Here is a 24,038-nt window from a genome sequence, read left to right on the forward strand (position 1 = left end):
TGTTAAGTTAGGAAAAATTACAAATGGAGAGGATTGAATTATGAGTTAAGAGTGAGCAGTTATACTTTTTTCAGGTATTAAAAAACCAGATTATCCTGACTCTTAACTTTTAGCTATTTCCTCTCTTATTACTTATTTTAAACTGCCCATTCTGGGTTTCCAATAGTACTAGGCTGCTATTTTTGTGCCTGAGTGTTGAATTGATCAATCACTTTTTGAGAGTTTTGCTCAATTGTTGTTACCAGCTTGGTCACATCAGCAGGGGTTTTGACTGCTTGCGCGGGTGGGATGGCGGCGGGCCAAACTTTGAGTAGTTCAGCAAGATTAGTGCTGATCGCTTTGTCCGCTTCCGGATTTCCTTGAGCAACTTGGCTAGAAATCCCTTTATATAGGTCATTAGCGTAGATCACAAAGCCACGGGAGTCTTGATACTCAATGGGTGCAGCTACTTTGCCATTGGCGATCGCCGCGCCGTATTCTGAGTTGGCTGCATCTAGTAACCCACTAATCACCTGTAGCACAAATCCTGGTTTTGAGCGTTGAGTATCTGGTAAAGCGGCGATCGCTGCATCAATTGCTTGCATGGAAGCAGTGAAATCAGTTTTCAATTTGGGATTCTTGGGATTAGATTTGACTAAATCTTGTAAACTCACCAAACTTGTCTTAAATTCTTTGACTTTGCGCTCATTTAGCTGGTCTTCTACATCAACATAAATCTCTTCAACTGGATGCCCAATATGAGGTTCTGCTTGCTTTGGCTGATTCAAATCTAAAAGTTCTTGTGCTACAAAAAGATGCCCTTTCATCAATGCCAATTTAGTCATGTAGTCAATATCTTTGGCATCACCTGTAAGCACTACTTCTTGAATAGTCACCGCTTCTTTAATTTGGTCAAACTGTTCTTGAGTAATGACTTTCTTGCTAACTAAATCTTCAGGACTGGCGTAGGGACGATTCGCCTGAATTTTGTTCGATAATGCCGGCACACCTAGCTGGGCTTCAAATTTATCTAACTGCGATAAGATAGCAGTATTAATGTTAATTTTCGCCTTGCCACCATGACCGCTGTGACTGTTTTGACTAACTGCTTCTGTAGTTTGGGGGCTAGAGCTAGCACTTGGCGCGGTTGAATTTTCTGTGGTGGGCGTACTGTTACAGGCGCTCAGGGTAACTATTGCCGTACTAGCGACAGCTAAACAGAGATGCCGAAATTTTAACATTTTTACTCCTTTTATACTTAGAATGTCTAAATTGCAATTTTGCAACTTATTAGCAGCATTTAGGTTTGACCCTATGTCATAGATTTTACTTTTGCATATAATGACACTATTTATCAACTAGTAGCTAAATTATTAAGTAGAATTTAATAAATTTTCTCAAAAAAAATTGAAAAAATTAATCTTATACCAATTTAAAAAATGATGGCGACAGATGGACAGGGAAAACCCAGATACACCAAACGGCTTCCAATCCAAAATGGTATTATTCCTGGGACTTGCTATCTTTGGGAAGTTAATTAAAAATTTTTGTCAGGATTTGTTCACAGGTTTTGTTGAGTCGTTCTTGGCGATGACTTCAAATTGACCCATACATCCTTTTTCTGCGATCGCATCTTGATGGGGATGAAACATATACTTACCCGGATAGCGAAAGGCAAATTCCAAAATATGTCTTTCTGCTATACCCATCGTTAGAACATCGGTTTTCTCGCTGGGAGTCATACTCATCCCTGAACGATAAACATCAAAGAAGTTGGCGTGGAGGTGAAAAGTTACGGCCGTCTCGTATTCAATGATGTTCAGTACATACAGCCGAATCAATTGATCTTGGTAAATCTGGACAGGATGATGCATGTAGTGATGGGGCAGACCATTGAAGGCGTAATATTCATTATGTCCATCATCATTCACGTCATAGCCAGACATCACTAACACAATCTCATCAGCCGGGGGGCGCGGTTGGGGTGGATCGATGATAAACATACCGTACAAACCCTTAGCGATGTGGCGGGTGACGGGTTCAATATGGCAATGATACAAGTGAACGCCATAGGGTTCAGCATCAAATTCATAAATTGTCGCTTTATTATGACCAATTGGGCGTATCCCATCCATTTCTGCCGGATGAACACCATGAAAATGTAGAGAATGGGAATGTCCTGCTCGGTTGAGAAACAATACCCGCACTCTTTCGCCCTGTTTCGCCCGTAGGGTGGGCCCTGGGATGCGGCCATTTAAATCCCAGATATTGTAAGAGACGGCACTGTTAAGTTGAATTATGGAGGTATCCGCAGTCAACTGAAATTCTCGGATAGTCCGGCCATTTTCTTGCTTCAACGTCCCATAATCAAAGTCGCGTAGTACCTGCATAGGTTTGGCAACGTCGTTAGAAGTTACCATCTCCATCGGTGGTACTCTGACTATTGATTTATTTTTGGCATTCAGCATCTGCCAAAGTGTAGCTGCACCCGCGACACCAGTGCCGGCTAGTCCCAGCTTCAGCAATTGCCTACGGTTCAAAAGGTTTTCTTTACTTTCAGCAAAGTAGTTGGGCATGAAATTAGTTTCGGTAAGCGCAAACAGGATGTTGCAAATATTTACAGTGTATCCTATAGGACTTAAGAATTATTGTCAATAATCCTCAATAGTAGGAAAACGACTGACTGTGTGTTGGTAAGCTCTCGTGGGTTTCCTGGGGAATTTTTAATTTTTAACTTTTAATTGTCTCTCTTGGTGTGCGCTGATCTAAACTAAGTCCTTGAATTACAGCTGCGAGGGCTAGACTGTGCCGAGCAATATTCTCAAATCAAAACCTACATCCCTAATTTTAATTGGGGTTATAAGCTTTTACATTATCGTTAGCGCTTCCTCACCAGCTTATGCGATGCACATTATGGAAGGCTACTTACCACCAAGTTGGGCAGTTTTTTGGTGGGTAGTGGCGTTACCGTTTTTTGTTTTAGGATTGCGATCGCTAACTCGCATTACCCAAACTAACCCAGAACTCAAGTTACTCCTAGCATTGTCGGGAGCCTTTACCTTTGTGTTATCGGCGCTGAAAATGCCTTCGGTTACTGGGAGTTGCGCTCATCCTACGGGGACAGGGTTAGGAGCAGTACTATTTGGTCCTCTAGCCATGTCTGTCTTGGGAAGTCTAGTACTGTTGTTTCAAGCGCTGCTATTAGCACATGGTGGTTTGACGACATTGGGGGCTAATGCTTTTTCAATGGCGATCGCCGGGCCTTTTGCAGCTTACTGGATATATCGGCTGATCATGCGGTTCAGTGGTAAGCAAAAAATCGCCATTTTCTTCGCCTCCGCTTTGGGCGATTTACTCACCTATACTATTACTTCAGTGCAACTCGCCCTAGCTTTTCCCGCACCTGTAGGTGGTTTTATGGCTTCATTCACCAAATTTGCGGGGATTTTTGCCATTACTCAAATTCCTCTAGCAATTAGTGAAGGATTGCTGACTGTGTTGGTGTGGAACTGGCTACAATCCTACACTGCTCCAGAACTAGAAATACTGAAATTAATCAAACGGGAACCTCAAACCAATGAATCAATCTAAAAAAGGGTTAAGCAACTGGTTTTTAATAGCAGGAGTAGTCTTTTTAGCAGTCGTTCCCTTAATAGTTGCCCGTAACGCTGAATTTCTCGGCGCAGATGACAGAGCAACTATTGCCGTTACAGAAGTAAATCCTGGCTATCAACCTTGGTTTAAACCACTGATGCAAGTGCCTAGTTGCGAAGTGCAAACCTTTTTATTTGCTGCTCAGGCGGCTTTAGGTGCCGGAGCGCTGGGGTATTTTATTGGTTTGTCCAAAGGACGTACTGAACAGCGAAAAAATCATGAACATTCAGATTGACACCCTAGCTTACACAAATCGCCTGCGGTGGTTAGCGCCAGAACAAAAACTACTATTTGCGATCGCACTGCTAATCATCACAGCCTTTGTTCATCCCCCAGTGCAAATTTTAATTGCTGTCTGGATGAGCATTTGGACAGTCGTTTATGCCGGGATTCCCGCCAAAATTTATGTGAAATTAGTCTATATTGCCGCTCTATTTTGGTTAACAAGTTTACCAGCTTTAGTGATCAATGGTGTAGACATTCCTCACTTGCATTTAGTACAAACTGACTCAGTAGCAGGGTTGACTATTGGCTATTATTATGTATACATCAGTAGCCATGGAATTGAGCAGGGATTAACAATCTTAACGCGAGCGATCGCTTCTCTTTCCTGCTTATACTTTGTGATGCTAACTATCCCCTTTGTCGAACTTTTACAAACCATGAGTCGCGTTGGTTTTCCCGTATTGTTAACAGACCTTTTATTGCTGATGTACCGCTTTATTTTTGTCCTCTTAAACACAGCATCTGAGTTATGGACTGCTCAACAATCTCGTGGTGGCTACCGCACTTTTAAGATAGCAATGAAAAGTTTGTCTCTGTTAATTGGACAATTACTTAAGCGCACTTTAGAAAATTATCGTCAAGTTTCCTTAACTTTGGCATCACGAGGCTTCAATGGCGAATTTCAAGTTTGGCATTCTCATCGCTATCATTTATCTAAGCGATATGCTCTTGAAGCAATTTTCGGATGTGCAGTATTAATAACATTAGACATTTGGCAAAAATCAATTTTAGGAAAAGCTCATTACATCTAAACACGCCCTGAATTATCTGTGTTTATTTGTGGTTAGAAATAATCAACCAGGATTTTTGCAAGAACTTTATTGGAATGGAACAGTTCATTTTTTCAGTGGCATTAAAAAAGATTGGCAATGCTTTAATTAAAACGGTATGATAATGCAGCAATGGTTACTCGAATTTGAGCAGGTGCATTACACCTATTCAGGTTCACAACAATCAGCTTTAAATAATTTAATATTGAAGATTCCTGCTCATAAAAAATGTGCATTAATCGGTCAAAATGGTTGTGGTAAAACCACATTATTTTTATTGGCAAATGGTTTATATAAACCCCAAAAAGGCAGGATTTATTGGCAAAATCAGGCTCTACAATATGACCGTAAATCCTTGGTACAATTACGCCAAAATGTAGGGTTGGTTTTTCAAGATCCAGAGCAACAACTGGTAGCCGCTACTGTTGAGGAAGATATTTCTTATGGCTTGTGTAACTTGGGTTTGCCTGTAGCAGAAATTCAACAGCGAGTTGAGCAAGCTTTAAGAGAATTTGGATTAAATGAATTAGCCCAAAGACCAGTACATCATCTCAGCTTGGGGCAAAAAAAGCGAGTTTCTATTGCTGATGTAATGGTGCTAAAACCGAAACTGTTGTTGCTAGATGAGCCTACGGCATATTTAGATCGGCTGCATACCCGTAACCTGATGGAAACCCTCAAAAAAATTCATGCTGATGGTACAACAATATTAATGGCAACCCATGACCTTGATTTAGTTTATCGCTGGGCAGATTGGATTTTTGTGATGGATAAGGGAAAGTTAGTGTTAGAGGGAACCCCCCAAGATGTGTTTACCCAACGGGATATTCTTGAAGAGTTGCAGCTTGGTGTGCCATTGATATATGAGATGTTATTTGCTGAAGAAGTATCTGGAGAAGAACCTGTTTTAAAAAAGTTGCGTCAGAGAATATTAAACCTATTTAATTACTAGTACTCTGTGAACCAAGGTTTGAAGGATAAAGGAACAAACCGCAAAGAGCGCAAAGGAAGAAGGGAAGAAGAAAAATAGAAAGATTTATTTACCTGTCAAAATATATTTGACAGACTACTAGGATTGTGCATAATTAACCAGATTCCCGACTTCTTTAAGAAGTCGGGGATCTGTGGCTTTCACACGTTTAGCGATAATATTAAGATAAAATTAACAAAAATTAATATTTTAGAAAATCAATATATTATCTTGTCGTATATTTTATTGCAATTACACCCTCAGTGAGATGAGGAAATCCCCCAATAGGGCATTGCGTTAAACGGGGAATTCTTGTTTGTTATTAGTTTGATGCCGTAGTTTTATTGCTTATCTTTGTGTGAAGAAACACATTAAATACAGGGGACATCATGCATATTCCTGATGGATTTGTTTCTGTGCCGGTGGCGGGAGCTACTGGTTTAGCGAGTGTGGGAGCATTATTAATTGCATTTAGGCGATCGCAAGAGGCTTTTGGTATTCGTCGCGCCCCCATCCTGGGTTTAACCACCGCCTTTATCTTTGCTGCTCAGATGATCAATTTTCCGGTAGCTGGCGGCACCAGTGGGCACTTGTTGGGAGGCACCTTAGCGGCGATCATCTTGGGTAGCCCTTGGGCGGGGATGTTGTGCATTGCCACAGTGTTAATTATTCAAGCCGTACTGTTTGCCGATGGCGGCATTACAGCCTTGGGAGCGAATATTTTGAATATGGCAGTAGTTGGAGTTTGGGTTGGCTGGGTGTTAACCCAAACTTTGCAACGGTTGTTTGGGGGAGCTAAAGGGCGCTTACCGCTGGCGGCAGGTATTGCGGCTGGCGTTAGTGTGGTAGTAGCATCTATCGCTTGTGCCCTGGAGTTAGCTCTTTCTGGTACAGCACCAGTCAACATAGTTTTAGCAACTATGGCTGGTGTACATCTTCTAATTGGTATTGGGGAAGGGTTGATTACTGGTGGTGTGCTGACTTACTTAGCCACAGCACGACCAGATTTGTTACCAGGAGAGCAGCAGCAGTTTCGTGGCTGGTTGGTGCCTGTCGTCAGCATTATTCTGGTTGCCGGTGTGCTGTCGCTGTTCGCTTCGGCATGGCCTGATGGTTTGGAAAAGGTGGCGGAAAACTTAGGCTTTATTAACTTAGCTGAGAACGTGCGGGTAATTGTGCCCACGCCGTTAGCTGATTATGGGATTCAGGGTTTGGGTGCAATTGGTACAAGCATTGCTGGGCTGATAGGTGCGACGATTTGCTTTACTGTTGCCTTTGGGATTGCCAAAGTGATGAAACCGAAGAATGCTTAAAATTTCTTTGCCGTTACGCTTGCAGCTGTCTTTAGTGATTGTGATTGGGGCAGCTTTGTTAAAGCATCATGCTTGGTCTAATTTAGCTGTGTATGGTGCGATCGCACTTTTTTGGGCCTGGCTATTACGCGTCCCTATCCGCCAACTGGGGGGATTAATCGGTACCGAATTGATTTTTCTCTCATTGGTGGCGTTACCATTGGGGTGGGAGCGAGCTAGTTTTTTGCTAGTGCGATCGCTGATTTGTCTAATCACCATGAATAGTTTTTTGTTAACTTTACCGCCCCACAGTTTCGGCATTGCTCTCAAAGGTTTGCCTGTACCAGGGCCATTAAAAGAAAATTTGCTATTGGCTGGCCAATATCTAGAAATTTTGCTTTCAGAAGTGACGCGAATGCAACGCAGTGCTCAATTACGGGGTCTAAATGGTACTGGGGGATGGCTACGCTACGCTAGTGCTGCGATGATTGGTGCCCTATACCTCCGCAGTTTGGACAGGGCCGAGCGAGTTTACACGGCGATGATTGCTCGTGGTTATAACGGAGAATTACCCGTAGATGCGACCATTAGACCAAAAGAGCGTCTGGTTGTGCTAGCAGCTGGGGCGATCGCCACTTGTTTAACCCTAAGTTCTTATTTCCAGAGTTTCGTTAAAATTTAACTGTGAATTTCGAGTTGTGAATCTTGACATCCTTAACTTCTAATCCCCAAAATTCCCTCTCTAACCCCTGCACTGCTGTGGTTGAGGTGCGAAACTTGGTGTATGCCTATTCCCAGCAAGAGCCAGTATTAAAAGAAATTTCCTTTACCTTGAACAGAGGCGATCGCGTCGCTTTAATGGGTGCCACAGGATCAGGAAAAAGCACCTTGCTGGAAACCCTGATTGGCTTAAAACAACCGCGAACCGGGGCAATTTGGATTAACGGCATCAAGGTGGAACCAAAAACCCTGCCCCAAATTCGGCGACACATCGGTTTTGCTTTCCAAGATGCCAACGACCAACTGTTTATGCCCACCATCTTAGAAGATGTCACATTTGGGCCTCGTAACTACGGTGTGCCACCAGCACAGGCAATTGATCGGGCGCGGCAATTATTAGCTGATTTTGGTCTAGAAGCTTACGCCCACCGTTCAGCCCACGAGCTTTCTGGGGGACAAAGACGCCTAGCCGCCCTAGCAGCGATTCTCGCCCTAGATCCGGCAATTCTGATTTTAGATGAGCCGACTAACGGACTTGATCCAGCATGGCGGCGACATTTGGCGCAAGTATTATTAAAGTTGCCCGTGCAGGTCATCCTCATTGCTTCCCATGACCTACATTGGTTAGGTAGAGTTACGCAACGTGCTTTAGTGCTGTCTGGTGGTCAAATTCAAGTAGACAGCAATATTCAACCACTTTTGCAAGATGGGAATACTTTAGAAAAGTTAGGTTTGCCCATAGATTGGTAATTCTGCCAGAGAGAGCGGAAAGATACCTTCTGCTTTCTTTGGCTCTAGAGTAATCTATGAAATAAATGATAGAAACACTGTTGAAATTGTTTAGTGGCTCCAGAACAAAGCCAGCCAAAGCCGACTAATTATTACGTGCATTCGTATATCTGTAGGACTACCACCAACCTTTGATTTCATCCTGATTTCATTTTTAGCTGTCAAACTAGTAAATGCAACAGTCGCTTTGTGAATAACTAGTTATCTGGGCAATTTTATGACCCAAGCAAAAGATAAATCACTAAGGGCTTAACACTCCAGCTAACTGGAAATTTCAAAATGAAATTAGGAAATATTTAGATTATCCCTATGCAAATTTCTACTCTGAAAAACAGCTTTTTATCATTGCCCTTGTTAGCGATCGCCTCTTTTGCTAGCAGCGTTCTCATAGCTTGTTCTACAACCACTTCTCCAAACCAAAGCCAAGCACCAAACCCTACTACCACCACCACCGATACTAGTAATAAGCAACCCATGAAGCATGACGGCATGATGAATCATGGTAGTGGCATGATGAATCACAGCATGGTAATGGATTTAGGGCCAGCCGATGCTAACTATGATTTGCGCTTTATTGATGCAATGATTCCACACCACCAGGGAGCAACGGTAATGGCAAAAGAAGCACAGCAGAAATCGAAACGCCCTGAAATCAAAAAGCTAGCAGACGAAATTATCAAAGCACAAAACCAAGAAATTACGCAGATGAAACAGTGGCGTACAGCTTGGTATCCCAAAGCGGGAGATAAACCAATGGCTTATGATGCCAAAATGGGTCATGACATGGAGATGTCATCTGAGCAAATGCAAGCCATGATGATGAACATGGACTTGGGTACAGCTGATGCAGAATTTGACTTGCGCTTTATCAACGCAATGATTCCGCACCATGAATCAGCTGTAATCATGGCAAAAGATGCCTTACAAAAGTCTCAGCGTTCTGAAATTAAAAACTTGGCTCAAGAAATTATCAAATCGCAAGATGCAGAGATTAACCAAATGAAACAGTGGCGCAAAACTTGGTATAACAAGTAGCCTCAAGCTTCAATGTCTATTTAGAAAAGGGTGCAAAGTTTGCCGACACAATTGTTCTCAATTTCATGCCAATTTCATTTTGAGATGAAAGAATGAAAATCAGGTGCAGAAAAATCCCCCAAAACAAAGCTAGTGCAACGCTGCAAAAATAACTAACCAGTGAGATTCAACTAAAAAGCTAGTGGAATCTACTTTTTTAATTTTTAATTGTTAATTTTTAATTCCGAGAAAGTGATGCCCAACTCTCTGCGTTTCCAACCAATTGTAACTATGCGTTGTGTTTCTGGTACACTTGTGAGCCTGCTGTTATTGGCAAGTCCCATAGTAGTTTTAGCCCACAGCGGACACGGAAATGAATTTCAAGGAGAAAGTGAAGCCGCCCCAGCAACTGCTTCTATTGAAGTTGACGCTCAAACTGCCCAACGGTTAGGAATTAAAGTTGAGCCAGCTAAACGCCAACAACTAGCTATTGGGATTAAAACTACTGGGCAAATTGAAACTTTACCCAGCCAAAAAGTGGAAGTGACTACCCCAATTTCAGGGGCGAAAGTGGTTGAGTTATTAGTAGAACCCGGTGCAAAGGTTCAAAAAGGCCAACCTGTAGCTGTTTTATCTAGTCCTGACTTAGTAGAACTGCGGGTTAACTCCCAGGAAAAACTGGCTCAAGGTGAAGCTGATTTACGGCAAGCGTTAGCTGATTTAAAGTTAGCGCAACAAAATCGCGATCGCTATCAGCAAATAGCCGCAGCTGAAATAGCTCAAGCACAGAGCCAAGTGGCATTTTTTCAGGAAAAGTATAACAAAGACAAACAGTTAGCTGATGCTGGTGCATTGGCACGTCGCACAGCCCTAGAATCCCAAACCCAATTAGCAGAAGCTAAAACTAAATTAACCACAGCTAACAGCCGCCGCGATGTGATTGAGGCTGAGGCCAAACTCAAAACGGCTCAGTCATCTGTTGAACTAGCAAAATCAAAGATTCAACTGAGTAACACTACATATCAAACTCGGCTTTCTCAACTAGGAAACAGCGCTAATGCTCAAGGACTGGTGACAGTAAATGCTCCGATTACTGGCAAGGTTGCTGATAGGGAAGTTACTCTCGGTCAAACATTCCAGGACGCGGGTGGTAAGTTAATGACGATTATTAATGACAGCCGCGTTTTTGCCACAGCGAATATTTATGAAAAGGATTTAGACAAAGTAAAGACAGGTCAACGGGTAAGCTTGAAGGTAGCTTCTGTACCTAACCGCACCTTCACCGGACGAATTGCCGTAATTGAATCTGCGGTAGCAGGAGATACACGAATTGTGCCTGTGAAAGCAGAAATAGATAACTCAAGTGGAGTTCTCAAGCCAGGAATGTTTGCAGAACTAGAAGTCTTGACAAATCAAACATCGTCAGATGTCCTAACTATTCCGACTGCGGCTGTGGTAGAAGCAAATGGCAAGCAACAGGTTTATTTGCAAAATGGTAATGCCTACCAAGTGGCTGAAGTTACCTTAGGTCAAAACTCTGGGGACATGGTTGAGGTAAAAACTGGCTTATTTGAGGGAGATATGATTGTTACCCAACGTGCAACCCAACTTTATGCTCAATCTTTGCGGGGTGATACCAAGAAAAAAGCAGACGAACACACCGAAATTCCTGCACAAACAACAGAGACTAAAACACTTAGTTTGCCAGTACCTTGGTGGATTGCAGCAGGGGGAGGAGCGGCACTAACTACAGTAGCTTTTATGGCAGGTACTTTCTGGGCTGGTCGTCGCAGCAAATCTCAATTAGGGACAGAAAGCTACGTGATAGAAGAACATCTCAATAGTTCCGCCCAAGTAGATGCAGCCCTAGAATTCAACGATAACCACCGTGTGGCGAGTAAAGATTCAGAAGTCAAGATAGAGAAATAACAATGCTGAGTGCCATTATTAAATGGGCGATCGCACGCCGTTGGTTAGTCATACTTGGTACAATTATCCTGACTATTTGGATATTCCGCACAATTATCCAAATGCCCTTGGATGTTTTCCCTAGCTTTGCACCACCCCAAGTCGAAATTCAAACTGAAGCACCAGGACTCGCTCCCGAAGAATTAGAATCCCTGGTAACTTTACCAATTGAAAGCGCGATTAACGGTACTCCGGGAGTAACAGCAGTACGCTCATCTTCATCTGCGGGAATTTCTGTCGTTAAAATCATTTTTAACTGGGATACTGATATTTATCAAGCTCGTCAGTTAGTAACAGAGCGATTACAACAAGCACAAAGTAAATTGCCATCAGGGGTAGAAACTCCGCAAATTTCCCCGACAAGCTCCCCCATCGGCACTGTATTACAATATGCTTTCACTTCCCAAAGCACTCCTTTAATGGAAGTGCGGCGCATTGTTGATTGGCAAGTAACAAATCGTCTTTTGGCTGTTCCTGGTGTTAGTCAGGTAGTGGCCTATGGTGGCGATGTCCGCCAATATCAAGTATTAGTTGATCCAGCGAAGCTAAGAGCCTTTAATGTCACTTTAGAAGACGTAGAACAAGCAGCATCTGCCGCTAATGTCAATGCTCCTGGTGGCTATTTAATTACTCCTGACCGAGAAAAGTTAATTCGGGGGATTGGGCGGATTGAATCTATTGAAGAATTACAGCAATCAGTGATTACTGCCCGCAATGGTACGCCTGTCAATATCTTAGATGTTGCTGATGTGCAAATTGGTGCAGCTATTAAACGAGGTGACGGCAGTTTTAACGGTGAAAAGGCGGTTATTGTCATGATTAACAAACAGCCTCAAGCCGATACTCCAACTGTCACCCGTGCCATAGAGGAGGCGATGGCAGAGGTAAAAGCGGGATTACCTAAAGATATCAAAATCACCCCAACTTTTCGTCAAGAGAACTATATTGATTCCTCTATTGAAAACGTTAGAGAGGCTTTAATTGAAGGCAGTATTATTGTTGCCTTGATTTTAATTCCTTTTTTAATGAATTGGCGGAATCTGGCTATTTGTTTAACTGCCCTTCCGTTATCTTTATTATTAGGAGTACTACTACTAAATTGGTTAGGACAAGGTTTAAATACCATGACCTTGGGAGGGTTAGCAGTCGCCATTGGTTCAGCGGTTGATGATGCGATTGTTGATGCGGAGAATGTTTACCGTAACCTGCGAGAAAATAAATATTCTCCTCATCCGCGTCCAGTTTTAGATGTTGTATTTGACGGTTGTCAAGAGGTACGCGATTCGGTATTTGGAGCTACCATCATTACCATAGTTGTGTTTTCTCCAGTTTTTGCTTTGGCTGGTGTAGAAGGCAGCATTTTTATCCCAATGGGATTAGGCTATATGGCAGCAGTTATAGCCTCTAGTATCACAGCATTAACGATAACTCCGGCTCTATGTGCAATATTATTACCTTATGGTCGCTTGCCAGAAACAGAACCTTGGGTAGCGAGATTTTTTAAGCGGCTGTACTATCCTCTATTAACATTTTCCCTCAAGCATTCGGGAATTATTTTAGTTTTAGCGATCGCTAGTTTGGTAGCTGCGACTATAATTGTCCCCTCCTTTGGCAGAATATTTTTACCAGAGTTTCAAGAACAGACTTTGGTGAACACTATAACTCTCTATCCTGGTGTATCTCTAGAAGCTACTAATGCAGCTGGTGAAGCACTCCAGCAAGCACTCAAGGGAGACTCTAGATTTCCTTATGTGCAATTGCGTTCTGGACGTGCGCCAGGAGATGGGGATGCGGCGGGGGTGAATTTAGCACACTTGGATATCGAGTTAAGCGAAGCAGGAATGAAAGACAGGGAGGGGACAATTGAGAAGTTACGGGAGGAATTCGCTAAGTTACCAGGGGTAGCACCGAATATTGGTGGTTTCATCTCTCACCGCATGGATGAGGTGTTGTCTGGAGTCAGGAGTGCGATCGCAGTCAAAATCTTCGGTCCCGACTTAGAACAACTCCGCACCATTGGAAAGCAAGTTGATGATGTCATGAAAACCGTTAATGGGATTGTAGATTTACAACTAGAACCCCAAATACCGATTGAACAAATACAAATTAAGTTTAACCGTTCTGCCGCTGCGCGATATGGTTTAACGGTGGGAAAACTTTCTGAAATTATTGAAACTGCTCTCAATGGAAGAGTAGTGTCTCAAGTTTTAGAGAAACAACAAACTTTCGATTTAGTTGTATGGTTAAAGCCAGATACAAGGCAAAATTTGGATTCTATTGGCAATTTGTTAGTTGATACCCCCAATGGACAAAAAATTCCTTTATCACAGGTTGCCGCAATTGAAAATGGTACTGGGCCTAATACTATAAATAGAGAGAACGTATCCCGATTAATTGTTGTTTCTGCTAACGCTAATGGTAGAGATTTGCGCTCTATCGTCAATGAAATTAAAGACAAAGTTAATCAACAGGTACATCCACCCTCTGGTTACTATATCCAGTATGCGGGACAATTTGAAGCAGAAGAAAGAGCAACTCAGAATATTTTAATATCGAGTGCAATTGCTTTTGTCGCAATTACAGTAATTATGTACCTTTCTGTCAAATCTATTCCTTCTACTGCCATGATTATGATTAATTTACCTTTGGCTTTAGTGGGAGGAGTATTTTCGGTAGCTTTGACTGGCGGTGTTATTTCTGTTGCTTCTTTGGTTGGCTTTATCACTCTATTTGGAGTTGCTACCCGCAATGGTTTGTTACTTGTGGATAATTACAACACCAAATTCGCGGTCGGTATCCCAATAAAAGAAGTTTTGATAACAGGGACAATGGAAAGGCTTAATGCCATATTAATGACAGCTTTTACCTCAGCTTTAGGATTAGCACCTTTGATAGTTGAGAGCGGGCCTGGAAAAGAAATTTTGCAACCACTGTCGATAGTGGTGTTGGGTGGGTTGTTTACTTCAACAGCACTTACACTCATGGTTTTACCAGCTTTGTATGCTAAATTTAGTAGACTTTTGCTGCCTAAAAAAACTCTGTTAGTTGTAGAGGATAGCAAGTTATCAGGAGTAATTTTTGAGCAATAACACATATCACAATCATTCTATGATTTTCAAATAAGGAGTCAATTAATGAAAACACTAAAATCTGGCTTGATTATTATCGGAAGTATCGGGCTACTTTCTTTGGGAGCTTGTAGTAGCGGTAATCAAGCAGCTAATACAGAAAATACTCCAACTGCTTCTACTTCAACTACTGAAAATAAATCTGCTCCAGTTTCACCAGCAGCTAAAACAAATAGTCAGCATGGTGCATCTCAAGGTGGTCAAGTTGTAGAAACAGGAAAATATCATTTAGAATTCGTTCCTGAAAAAGAAGCCAATGGAACTCATTTAGATTTTTATTTGCAAACTGGAGATAACCACGAAACAGTACCTAATGCCAAAGTAACGGCGCAAGTTCAGTTACCTGATGGCAAACAAAAGACCGTTCTTCTTCCTTATGATGCCAAGAATAAACACTATCATGGTCTACTGAGTGAACAAGCATCTGGTCAGCATCAAGTAAAAATTACGGCAGATATTAAAGGTGAAAAGGTAAATGGGCGGTTTAATTTTAATCGGTAATTTTCTGGATTAGAAAACATCGAATGCTTGTATTTTCTATCGAATAAGTATGAAAAAATATAGAGATATTTTAGGCAATATCTCTATATTTTTTCTGGATAAAGTATATTGAAATTTAGCTAATATCGTAAGAATACAGAATACAGAATTAATGAGAGTTTTCCAGTGATTCTTGATAATTGATGAAAAAACTTGCTCCTGTGGATTCCTACTACACACAAATATTCTGACTCCTGACTCCTTACCTAATATCTATGGAATTTTGGATTTTGAATTTTTATTATTGAAGCTTATGAGAATCCTACTAGTTGAAGATGAACCAGATTTAGGTGCAGCTATTAAGCGAACTCTTACCCAGCAGAAGTATTTGGTTGATTGGGTACTAGATGGTAATGATGCCTGGGCATATCTAGAAAATAAGTGGACACAATACACCTTAGCTATTTTCGATTGGATGCTGCCAGGAATATCAGGTTTAGAGTTATGTAAAATGCTCCGTTCTCACAAAAGCCCTCTGCCTGTATTGATGCTGACGGCTAAAGATAGAATGGAAGATAAAGTTGCAGGGCTAGATGCAGGTGCAGATGATTACTTAGTAAAACCATTTGGTATGGCGGAATTACTGGCAAGGTTGCGTGCATTGCAGAGGCGATCGCCGCAATTTCAGCCACAGGAATTAACTGTTGGCAACTTGACTCTAGATTATGGCAACAATATAGTTGTCAGTCAAAATACTGCGGGGAATAAACAGGAGATTTCCCTGACTAATAAGGAATTTCAGCTACTAGAATATTTTATGAAGCACCCGAATCAAATTATGACCACCGAACAAATTCGTAATCAGCTTTGGGTGGTGAGTGCAGAACCCATAAGTAATGTGGTAGCTGCTCAAATGCGTTTGCTGCGTCGTAAACTAACCAATAGCGGCTGTGAGAACATCATTGAAACTTTGCATGGTACGGGATATCGTCTCAATTTCACACCATGAATCAAAATAAACTGTTTCAGCAGACCCGCCTGCGTTTAGCATTGTGGTATGCCCTCGTCATGGCTTTGATTTTAAGCTTTTGTGGATTCGGTATCTACAGAGCTATTGCACATGCACATTGGATGACATTAGACCGAGAATTGGAGTTTGTTGCCGGTACATTGCACGACAGTATTGAACTGAAATTACAGCAACCTGGTAAATTAGAACCAGTTATACAGGAGCTTTTACCCAATATTTGTGTGGTTGATAAAAGCTGCATTGAAGAGCAGTTAAGTTCCAAACGCCATATTTTAAGCCCAATCAATCAAGGTAATTACTATGTGCGGTTTTTCGATGATTCTGGACGCTTGATTGCTGTAGCAGGAACTTATCCAAAAGGATTATCTCAGATTTTTAACAAGGAACTTTGGCAAACTCTAAAAGATAGTAAAGGACACCTCTATCATCAGATTACCTTTATTCTGCACACTCAAAAAAATCGCGATTGGGGTTATATTCAAGTAGGGCGAAGTCTGGCAGATTTCAATAGTTATCTTGTTGCTGTAAAACTCACTTTAGGATTGGGATTACCAATTATCATGGTTGTGGTTGGTGTTGCTAGTTGGTGGTTAGCAGGATTAGCAATGCAGCCGATTTATCGCTCATATAGACAAATTCATCAATTTACAGCAGATGCCGCACACGAATTGCGATCGCCTCTAGCAGCAACACAAGCGACAGTAGAATCAGCCCTTTTGATGCCACAACTAGAGGAAATCGAGGCGCGGGAAATTCTGCAAACTCTACAGCGTCAGAATCAGCGACTCACAACTCTTGTTACAGATTTATTACTGCTGACTCGCCTGGATCGTCAATCTGTGCCAATGCAACGAGACCTTTGCTGCTTGGATGATATTGTTAACGACTTAATAGAAGAATTTGCGGCGTTGGCAATCGCCGAAAGTGTCACGCTGACATCTTCAGTACGGGGGTTAACTCCTTTGGATGTCATTGGTAATGAAGATCAGCTTTATCGCTTGTTTTCTAACTTAATTATCAATGCCATTCAATACACACCACAAACAGGAAAGGTAACCGTTTGCTTAGACCGCGGTGACAATTATGCTGTGATTCAGGTTCAGGATACGGGCATTGGTATTCCGCAGCCGGATCTGACTCGGATTTTTGATCGCTTTTATCGAGTGAATAGCGATCGCTCTCGTAGCACTGGCGGTTCTGGATTAGGATTGGCGATCGCACAAGCAATTGTTCAGGCACATCACGGTAGCTTAGATGTGCAAAGTGAATTAGATCAAGGTAGCACTTTTACTGTTAAGTTGCCCTTCCCTGTCCGCCCACTTAATTATTCCCGCAGGGGGATGACACAAGCACTCTCGAACAGCTAAGAAAGAACTTTTTACAGGAGTTTTCATACCTCAGTGTAGAGATGTTGTACAGCTACAGGAGAGATTGTATCTATTTATCTACGAGATCCAGAGGGTAATTTGATTGAAGTTTCCAATTGCTGAAAGTTAGATCAAAACTAGTTAAATATTGGTTAATATTATTTGGGTTTTACTGCTGTTGGGGTTTGGATGTTAGTTTTACGTAAGTATATTGTTATTGCTCCTGTGAGCCTGTGCATCGCTTTATTGGTTACTGGTTGCAACGAGAGTAAAGTCTCCCAGTGTCAGCGGCTAGTTAAAATTGTAAATGAAGGCACATCTTTGATTGATACAAATAAAGGAAAGCAGGTAACAACCAGCTTACAACTCTCGAAAGACTTAGAGACTGTTAACAAATCGATTGCGGAACTGAAGATCACAGATCCCAAGCTGCAAGAATTTCAAAGTAGTTTTGTTAAAGTATTTGAGAACCTCAGTCAAGCGATAGCCAAAGCGGCTAAGGCCCTTGGTACAGCCAAGACAGCAGAAGCCTCACCGGCTGGTAGGGAAAAAATCCAAAGTGCTAGAGCCGAAATAGACTCAGCACTAGCAGCAGCTAAAACTACTGGTAAGCAATCTGATGCCCTAGGTAATCAGCTTAATAAGTACTGTAGCCAGACTACTAATTAACCATCTCCCAGCTTCTAGCTAGGGGATTCATCAAACAGACAAAAATTCCCAAAGGATTAAGCTATGGCAACTGAACAGTTAACTAGAGATAGCGATCATCTAGATTTAAAACAGTTACTGACAACGCTGAATGCCGTCAAACAAGGTGACTTTTCTGTTCGGATGCCCATAGACCAAACTGGCATGGCGGGGAAAATAGCCGATACCCTCAACAATATTATTGACCAAAATGAGCGCATGGCTACAGAGCTACAGCGGATTGGCAATGTTGTTGGTAAAGAAGGCAAAATATCCGAACGTGCCTCTTTAGGAAATGTTCGCGGTTCATGGTCAGATTGTGTTAGTTCTGTGAATATTCTCATTACAGATTTAGTCCAGCCAACAGCCGAAACTACTCGTGTGATCAGGGCTGTAGCCAATGGCGACCTATCCCAAACCATCGCTACAGAAATTGACGGCAGAGGTCTCCAAGGAGAGTTTCTTCAAACTGCCAATATCGTCAACACAATGGTAGATCGCCTTGGTTCCTTTGCCTCGGAAGTAACGCGAGTTGCTAGGGAAGTGGGAACTGAAGGCAAGCTGGGTGTACAAGCAGAAGTTAAGGGAGTAGCTGGTACTTGGAAGGACTTGACCGACAACGTCAACTTGATGGCGGGTAATCTCACTGGGCAAGTTCGCAACATCGCCGAAGTGGCAACTGCGATCGCCAATGGTGACCTTTCCAAAAAAATTACTGTCGATGTTAAAGGCGAAATTCTCGAACTAAAAAACACCGTCAACACGATGGTAGATCAGCTTAACTCTTTTGCCTCAGAAGTGACGCGGGTTGCTCGTGAGGTGGGAACCGAAGGGAAGTTGGGCGTTCAAGCAGAGGTGCGCGGCGTAGCTGGCACTTGGAGGGATCTGACCGAGTCCGTGAATATGATGGCAGGTAATCTAACAGCACAAGTACGTAATATTGCTGAAGTGACTACAGCAGTAGCTAACGGCGACCTCTCCAAGAAAATTACTGTTAATGTCAAAGGCGAAATTTTAGAGTTGAAAAACACCGTTAACATCATGGTGGATCAGCTCAACTCCTTTGCATCAGAAGTGACGAGGGTGGCCCGTGAGGTGGGTGCAGAAGGAAAGTTAGGCGGTCAAGCGGAAGTCCGGGGGGTAGCGGGTACATGGAAGGACTTGACCGATAGTGTCAACTTCATGGCGGGTAGCTTAACGGCACAAGTGAGAAATATTGCCGAAGTGACAACAGCTGTGGCCAACGGCGACCTTTCCAAAAAAATCACCGTCGATGTCAAAGGCGAAATTCTAGAACTCAAAAACACCATTAACACAATGGTGGATCAGCTAAATTCCTTTGCATCGGAAGTAACACGGGTTGCTAGGGAAGTGGGAACAGAAGGTAAGCTGGGTGTGCAAGCAGAAGTCCGGGGAGTAGCGGGAACCTGGAAAGACTTGACCGACAACGTAAATTTGATGGCAGGTAACCTCACTGGACAGGTGCGGAACATTGCTGAAGTGGCAACTGCGATCGCCAATGGCGACCTTTCCAAAAAAATCACCGTCGATGTCAAAGGCGAAATTTTTGAACTGAAGAACACCATCAATATCATGGTGGATCAGCTCAGTTCCTTTGCATCGGAAGTAACGCGGGTGGCTAGGGAAGTGGGGAGTGAAGGTAAGCTGGGCGTACAAGCAGATGTAAGAGGTGTAGCTGGCACTTGGAAGGACTTGACCGACAGCGTCAATTTTATGGCGGGCAGCTTAACGGCACAAGTGCGGAATATCGCCGAAGTGACAACAGCTGTGGCAAATGGCGACCTTTCTAAGAAAATTACCGTTGATGTCAAAGGCGAAATTTTAGAGTTAAAGAACACTGTCAACACGATGGTGGATCAGCTTAATTCCTTTGCATCAGAAGTAACGCGAGTGGCGCGGGAAGTGGGAACAGAAGGTAAGCTGGGCGTGCAAGCAGAAGTTAAGGGGGTGGCAGGTACTTGGAAGGATCTCACCGACAGCGTTAATTTCATGGCGGGAAGCTTAACAGCCCAAGTACGGAACATTGCCGAAGTCACAACAGCTGTAGCCAACGGCGACCTTTCCAAAAAAATCACCGTTGATGTTAAAGGCGAAATTCTGGAGTTGAAAAATACCATTAACACAATGGTGGATCAGCTAAACTCCTTTGCATCGGAAGTAACGCGGGTGGCGCGGGAAGTGGGCACTGAGGGTAAATTGGGTGTGCAAGCCTATGTCAGGGGAGTAGCAGGCACTTGGAAAGATTTAACTGATAACGTTAACTCAATGGCGGGAAACCTAACGGCACAGGTGCGAAACATTGCCGAAGTTACCAAAGCGGTGGCAAATGGCGACCTCTCCAAAAAAATCACCGTCGATGTTAAAGGCGAAATTCTGGAGTTGAAAAATACCATTAACACAATGGTGGATCAACTTAGTTCCTTTGCCTCAGAAGTGACGCGGGTTGCTAGAGAAGTGGGCACTGAGGGGAAATTGGGCGGTCAAGCACAAGTGCAAGGTGTGGCAGGCACTTGGAAAGATTTGACAGACAACGTTAACTCGATGGCGGGAAATTTAACGGCCCAAGTGCGCGGTATTGCTAGAGTTGTGACAGCGGTGGCCAATGGTGACTTAAAGCGGAAACTGATGCTAGATGCCAAGGGAGAAATTGAAACCTTGGCAGAGACAATCAACGAAATGATTGATACTCTAGCGACATTTGCCAATCAAGTAACCACCGTAGCGCGGGAAGTGGGCATTGAAGGGAAGTTGGGTGGACAAGCTAGAGTGCCTGGGGCAGCTGGTACTTGGAAAGATTTGACAGATAATGTGAATGAACTAGCTGCCACCCTCACTACTCAGTTAAGAGCGATCGCAGAAGTGGCTACAGCGGTTACTAAGGGTGATTTAACTCGCTCGATTGCCGTCGAGGCCCTAGGGGAAGTGGCAATCCTCAAAGACAACATCAACCAGATGATCGCTAACCTGCGAGAAACAACCCAGAAAAACACCGAACAAGATTGGTTAAAAACTAACCTAGCCAAGTTTACCCGGATGCTGCAAGGTCAGCGAGATTTGGAAACTGTATCCAAACTAATTCTTTCGGAACTAGCGCCCCTGGTGGGAGCACAACAAGGCGTATTCTACTTGATGGACAGTGGGGAAAATTCGGTATATCTCAAATTACTTAGCAGCTATGCTTATCGCGAACGCAAGCATCTGGCTAACCGCTTTTACTTGGGTGAAGGCTTGGTAGGACAATGCGCTTTAGAAAGAGAGCGAATATTGCTGACGGAAATACCGAGTGATTATGTAAAAATCACCTCTGGTTTAGGAGAATCTACCCCACTCAATGCCGTGGTGTTACCCGTGCTATTTGAAGGACAGGTGACAGCGGTGATTGAATTAGCTTCTTTCCGCCGCTTTAGCGAGATTCATCTGACATTCTTTGATCAACTCACCGAAAGTATTGCGATCGTCCTCAATACGATCGCCGCTTCGATGCGGACTGAAGAATTGCTCAAGCAGTCCCAGTCTTTAGCTGAGGAACTGCAAACCCAGCAAAACGAACTGCGGGAAACCAACAAGCGCCTAGAACAGCAAGCCCAATCACTCAAAACCTCCGAAGATTTATTAAAAGGACAGCAAGACGAGTTACAAAAAACCAACGCCGAGTTAGAAGAAAAGGCAGAGCTGTTAGCTCTCCAAAAGAAAGAAGTCGAGCGCAAAAATCGAGAAATTGAACACGCCAGACGGTCTTTAGAAGAGAAGGCTGAACAACTAGCACTCTCGTCAAAATACAAGTCTGAGTTTCTCGCTAATATGTCCCATGAATTACGGACACCGCTGAACAGCTTGTTGATTTTGGCTAGGTTGTTAGCCGATAACGTCGATGGCAATCTCACCGACAAGCAAGTCGAATATAGCCGGACAATTTACTCAGCAGGTACTGACCTTTTGGCGCTGATCAATGACATTCTCGATCTCGCCAAAATAGAATCGGGAACTATGTCAATTAACATGACCCAAACGCTGTTAACAGAGTTGGGCGGCCATATTGAGCGCACTTTCCGGCAAATAGCTCAGGACAAAGGACTTAGCTTCACAATTGAATTGGCTTCTGAATTACCAAGAACCATCTATAGCGACGCCAAACGCCTACAACAAGTGCTGAAAAATCTGCTCTCCAATGCTTTTAAATTTACAGAGCGTGGAGAGGTAAACTTGCGAATTGAAGTGGCAAAGCAGGGGTGGAGCCTCAACCAAGAAACCTTAAATCGCGCCCAGATTGTGATTGCCTTTTCAGTCACGGATACTGGTATTGGCATTGCCCCCGACAAGCAAAAGGTGATTTTTGAGGCGTTTCAGCAAGCCGATGGCACTACCAGTCGTAAATATGGTGGCACAGGCTTGGGTTTGTCCATTAGCCGCGAAATTGCCCGCCTCTTTGGCGGAGAAATTAAACTTGTTAGTCACCCCGGTCAAGGTAGCACGTTTACGTTTTACTTGCCGCAATTTAGTTCGGAGCCAGGAATGCTGAGTCCTGAGTCTACATCGAATCTACTGAGCAACCAGCAATTAGGACTTCTGAATGACGATCGCACTACTATTGAAGACGGGGATCACGTGCTACTGATCGTCGAGGATGATATTCACTTTGCACGTATTTTGCTAGATTTAGCACGACAAAAAGGATTCAAGGTCATAGCTGCCCAAAACGGCAGAATCGGGTTAACCTTAGCACAGCAATACCAGCCTTCAGCGATTTTGCTGGATGTGCGGTTGCCAGAGATGGATGGTTGGACGGTGTTGGATCGTTTGAAGCATGACCCAAACACGCGCCATATTCCCGTACACATCATGACAGTTGAAGAAGGACGACAACGGAGTTTAGAACTAGGAGCGATCGCATATGTGCAAAAACCCGTAACTAGCGAAACAGTATCTGAGGCATTGACTAAAATTAAAGGTTTTGTTCAGCGTCGGGTAAAAGATTTGTTGGTAATCGAAGACGACGATCATCAGCGGCGGAGTATTATCGAGCTGATTGGTAGCGGTGATGTGACTATCACTGCTGTTGGCACTGGTGCAGCAGCCCTAGAAGCCATTCGCACTCAGCTTTTTGATTGCCTTGTCCTCGATTTAGGACTACCAGATATGAGCGGTTTTGAACTGATCGAGCAGATCAAGCAACATCCCAATGGCGAAGCTTTGCCAGTTATTGTCTACACCAGTAGAGAAATTTCCCCAGATCAAGAAACTGAACTTAAGCGAATAGCGGAGACAATTATTTTCAAAGATGTGCGAACTCCTGAAGGTCTCTTTGATGAAACAGCATTAGTCTTGCATCGCGTTCAGGCAAATTTACCTGAACCCAAGGGTCAACAGCTACATTCTAGAGACGGTTCCCTTGGTAACAAGAAAGTGCTGATTATAGACGATGATATCCGTAATATCTTCGCCCTTACTAGTATGCTGGAACGCCATCAATTGCAGGTTGTATATGCTGAAACCGGCCGAGAAGGTATTAGCATTTTACAAAATACACCAGACATTGATCTAGTTTTGATGGATGTAATGATGCCAGAAATGGATGGTTACCAGACAACTAGACTGATCCGCCAGCACGCCCGATTTAAATCTTTGCCGATAATTGCACTTACCGCTAAAGCCATGCAAGGCGATCGCGAAAAGTGTATTGAAGCAGGTGCATCAGATTACATCACTAAACCCGTAGATATTGAACAGTTACTTTCACTCTTGCAGGTTTACCTATATCGTTAAAAATCAAGCTTGAATGCCTAAAAACATAGACACGCATTTATTGTGTTTTGTCAATAAGTAAGTTTTATAAATTTATGGATAAAAAAGAGAGATTTTCCTTATACTTTTTTGAAAAATGATG

At 43.0% G+C, this 24,038-nt stretch carries 17 protein-coding genes; 15 read left to right on the forward strand and 2 right to left on the reverse strand.

Going from position 1 to position 24,038, the window contains the following annotated elements; genetic code table 11:
- Window positions 1-176: 176 nt before the first annotated feature.
- Both H6G32_RS09410 and H6G32_RS09415 read right to left on the reverse strand, forming a co-directional pair.
- Window positions 177-1,220, reverse strand: coding sequence for a ComEA family DNA-binding protein (locus tag H6G32_RS09410; protein WP_190457422.1), 1,044 nt, complete (start codon window positions 1,218-1,220; stop codon window positions 177-179).
- Between the two features lie 309 nt (window positions 1,221-1,529).
- Window positions 1,530-2,555, reverse strand: a complete 1,026-nt coding sequence (locus H6G32_RS09415) for a multicopper oxidase domain-containing protein (RefSeq protein WP_190457424.1) — start codon at window positions 2,553-2,555, stop codon at window positions 1,530-1,532.
- Window positions 2,556-2,883: 328 nt separating this feature from the next.
- On the opposite strand from H6G32_RS09415, the gene H6G32_RS09420 reads away from it, so the two are divergent.
- From H6G32_RS09420 to H6G32_RS09490, 15 genes are all read left to right on the forward strand, one after another.
- Window positions 2,884-3,570, forward strand: a complete 687-nt coding sequence (locus tag H6G32_RS09420; RefSeq protein ID WP_199328055.1) for an energy-coupling factor ABC transporter permease — start codon at window positions 2,884-2,886, stop codon at window positions 3,568-3,570.
- Window positions 3,557-3,868 (forward strand): energy-coupling factor ABC transporter substrate-binding protein, encoded by a 312-nt coding sequence (locus tag H6G32_RS09425; protein ID WP_190457428.1) that lies wholly within the window; start codon window positions 3,557-3,559, stop codon window positions 3,866-3,868. The genes H6G32_RS09420 and H6G32_RS09425 overlap by 14 nt, the downstream gene beginning before the upstream one ends.
- Entirely contained in the window at window positions 3,852-4,670 is an 819-nt protein-coding gene (gene cbiQ / locus H6G32_RS09430) for a cobalt ECF transporter T component CbiQ (RefSeq protein WP_190457430.1), read from the forward strand. Before H6G32_RS09425 ends, cbiQ begins: the two co-directional genes overlap by 17 nt.
- Before the next feature lie 142 nt (window positions 4,671-4,812).
- Entirely contained in the window at window positions 4,813-5,640 is an 828-nt protein-coding gene (locus H6G32_RS09435; protein ID WP_190457433.1) for an energy-coupling factor ABC transporter ATP-binding protein, read from the forward strand.
- A 407-nt stretch (window positions 5,641-6,047) separates the two neighbouring features.
- Window positions 6,048-6,971 (forward strand): energy-coupling factor ABC transporter permease, encoded by a 924-nt coding sequence (locus tag H6G32_RS09440; protein WP_190457434.1) that lies wholly within the window; start codon window positions 6,048-6,050, stop codon window positions 6,969-6,971.
- Window positions 6,964-7,632 (forward strand): energy-coupling factor transporter transmembrane component T family protein, encoded by a 669-nt coding sequence (locus H6G32_RS09445; protein WP_190457436.1) that lies wholly within the window; start codon window positions 6,964-6,966, stop codon window positions 7,630-7,632. Before H6G32_RS09440 ends, H6G32_RS09445 begins: the two co-directional genes overlap by 8 nt.
- 23 nt (window positions 7,633-7,655) lie before the next feature.
- Complete coding sequence (locus H6G32_RS09450; RefSeq protein WP_190457438.1) at window positions 7,656-8,420, forward strand: energy-coupling factor ABC transporter ATP-binding protein; 765 nt, start codon at window positions 7,656-7,658, stop codon at window positions 8,418-8,420.
- Window positions 8,421-8,768: 348 nt separating this feature from the next.
- On the forward strand, window positions 8,769-9,494 hold the full coding sequence (locus H6G32_RS09455; RefSeq protein WP_190457440.1) for a DUF305 domain-containing protein: 726 nt from the start codon (window positions 8,769-8,771) through the stop codon (window positions 9,492-9,494).
- A gap of 234 nt (window positions 9,495-9,728) precedes the next feature.
- Window positions 9,729-11,402: an efflux RND transporter periplasmic adaptor subunit gene (locus H6G32_RS09460; RefSeq protein ID WP_190457442.1), complete on the forward strand. Its 1,674-nt coding sequence runs from the start codon at window positions 9,729-9,731 to the stop codon at window positions 11,400-11,402.
- Between the two features lie 2 nt (window positions 11,403-11,404).
- A complete protein-coding gene (locus tag H6G32_RS09465; protein WP_190457445.1) occupies window positions 11,405-14,530 on the forward strand; it encodes an efflux RND transporter permease subunit in 3,126 nt (1,041 codons plus the stop codon).
- Window positions 14,531-14,575: 45 nt separating this feature from the next.
- Window positions 14,576-15,070, forward strand: coding sequence for a hypothetical protein (locus H6G32_RS09470; RefSeq protein WP_190457447.1), 495 nt, complete (start codon window positions 14,576-14,578; stop codon window positions 15,068-15,070).
- A 292-nt stretch (window positions 15,071-15,362) separates the two neighbouring features.
- On the forward strand, window positions 15,363-16,058 hold the full coding sequence (rppA, locus tag H6G32_RS09475; protein WP_190457449.1) for a two-component system response regulator RppA: 696 nt from the start codon (window positions 15,363-15,365) through the stop codon (window positions 16,056-16,058).
- The gene (rppB, locus tag H6G32_RS09480) at window positions 16,055-17,446 is read left to right on the forward strand and encodes a two-component system sensor histidine kinase RppB (protein ID WP_190457451.1); all 1,392 of its coding nucleotides are present in this window, start codon (window positions 16,055-16,057) and stop codon (window positions 17,444-17,446) included. The genes rppA and rppB overlap by 4 nt, the downstream gene beginning before the upstream one ends.
- A 189-nt stretch (window positions 17,447-17,635) precedes the next feature.
- Window positions 17,636-18,115: a hypothetical protein gene (locus H6G32_RS09485; protein WP_190457453.1), complete on the forward strand. Its 480-nt coding sequence runs from the start codon at window positions 17,636-17,638 to the stop codon at window positions 18,113-18,115.
- A gap of 63 nt (window positions 18,116-18,178) precedes the next feature.
- Window positions 18,179-23,917 carry a HAMP domain-containing protein gene (locus H6G32_RS09490; RefSeq protein WP_190457455.1) on the forward strand — a complete coding sequence of 1,913 codons (5,739 nt, stop codon included), beginning with the start codon at window positions 18,179-18,181 and terminating at the stop codon, window positions 23,915-23,917.
- The last annotated feature ends 121 nt before the right edge of the window (window positions 23,918-24,038 follow it).

The sequence above is a fragment of the Cylindrospermum sp. FACHB-282 genome (genome assembly GCF_014697195.1).
Taxonomy (GTDB): domain Bacteria; phylum Cyanobacteriota; class Cyanobacteriia; order Cyanobacteriales; family Nostocaceae; genus Cylindrospermum.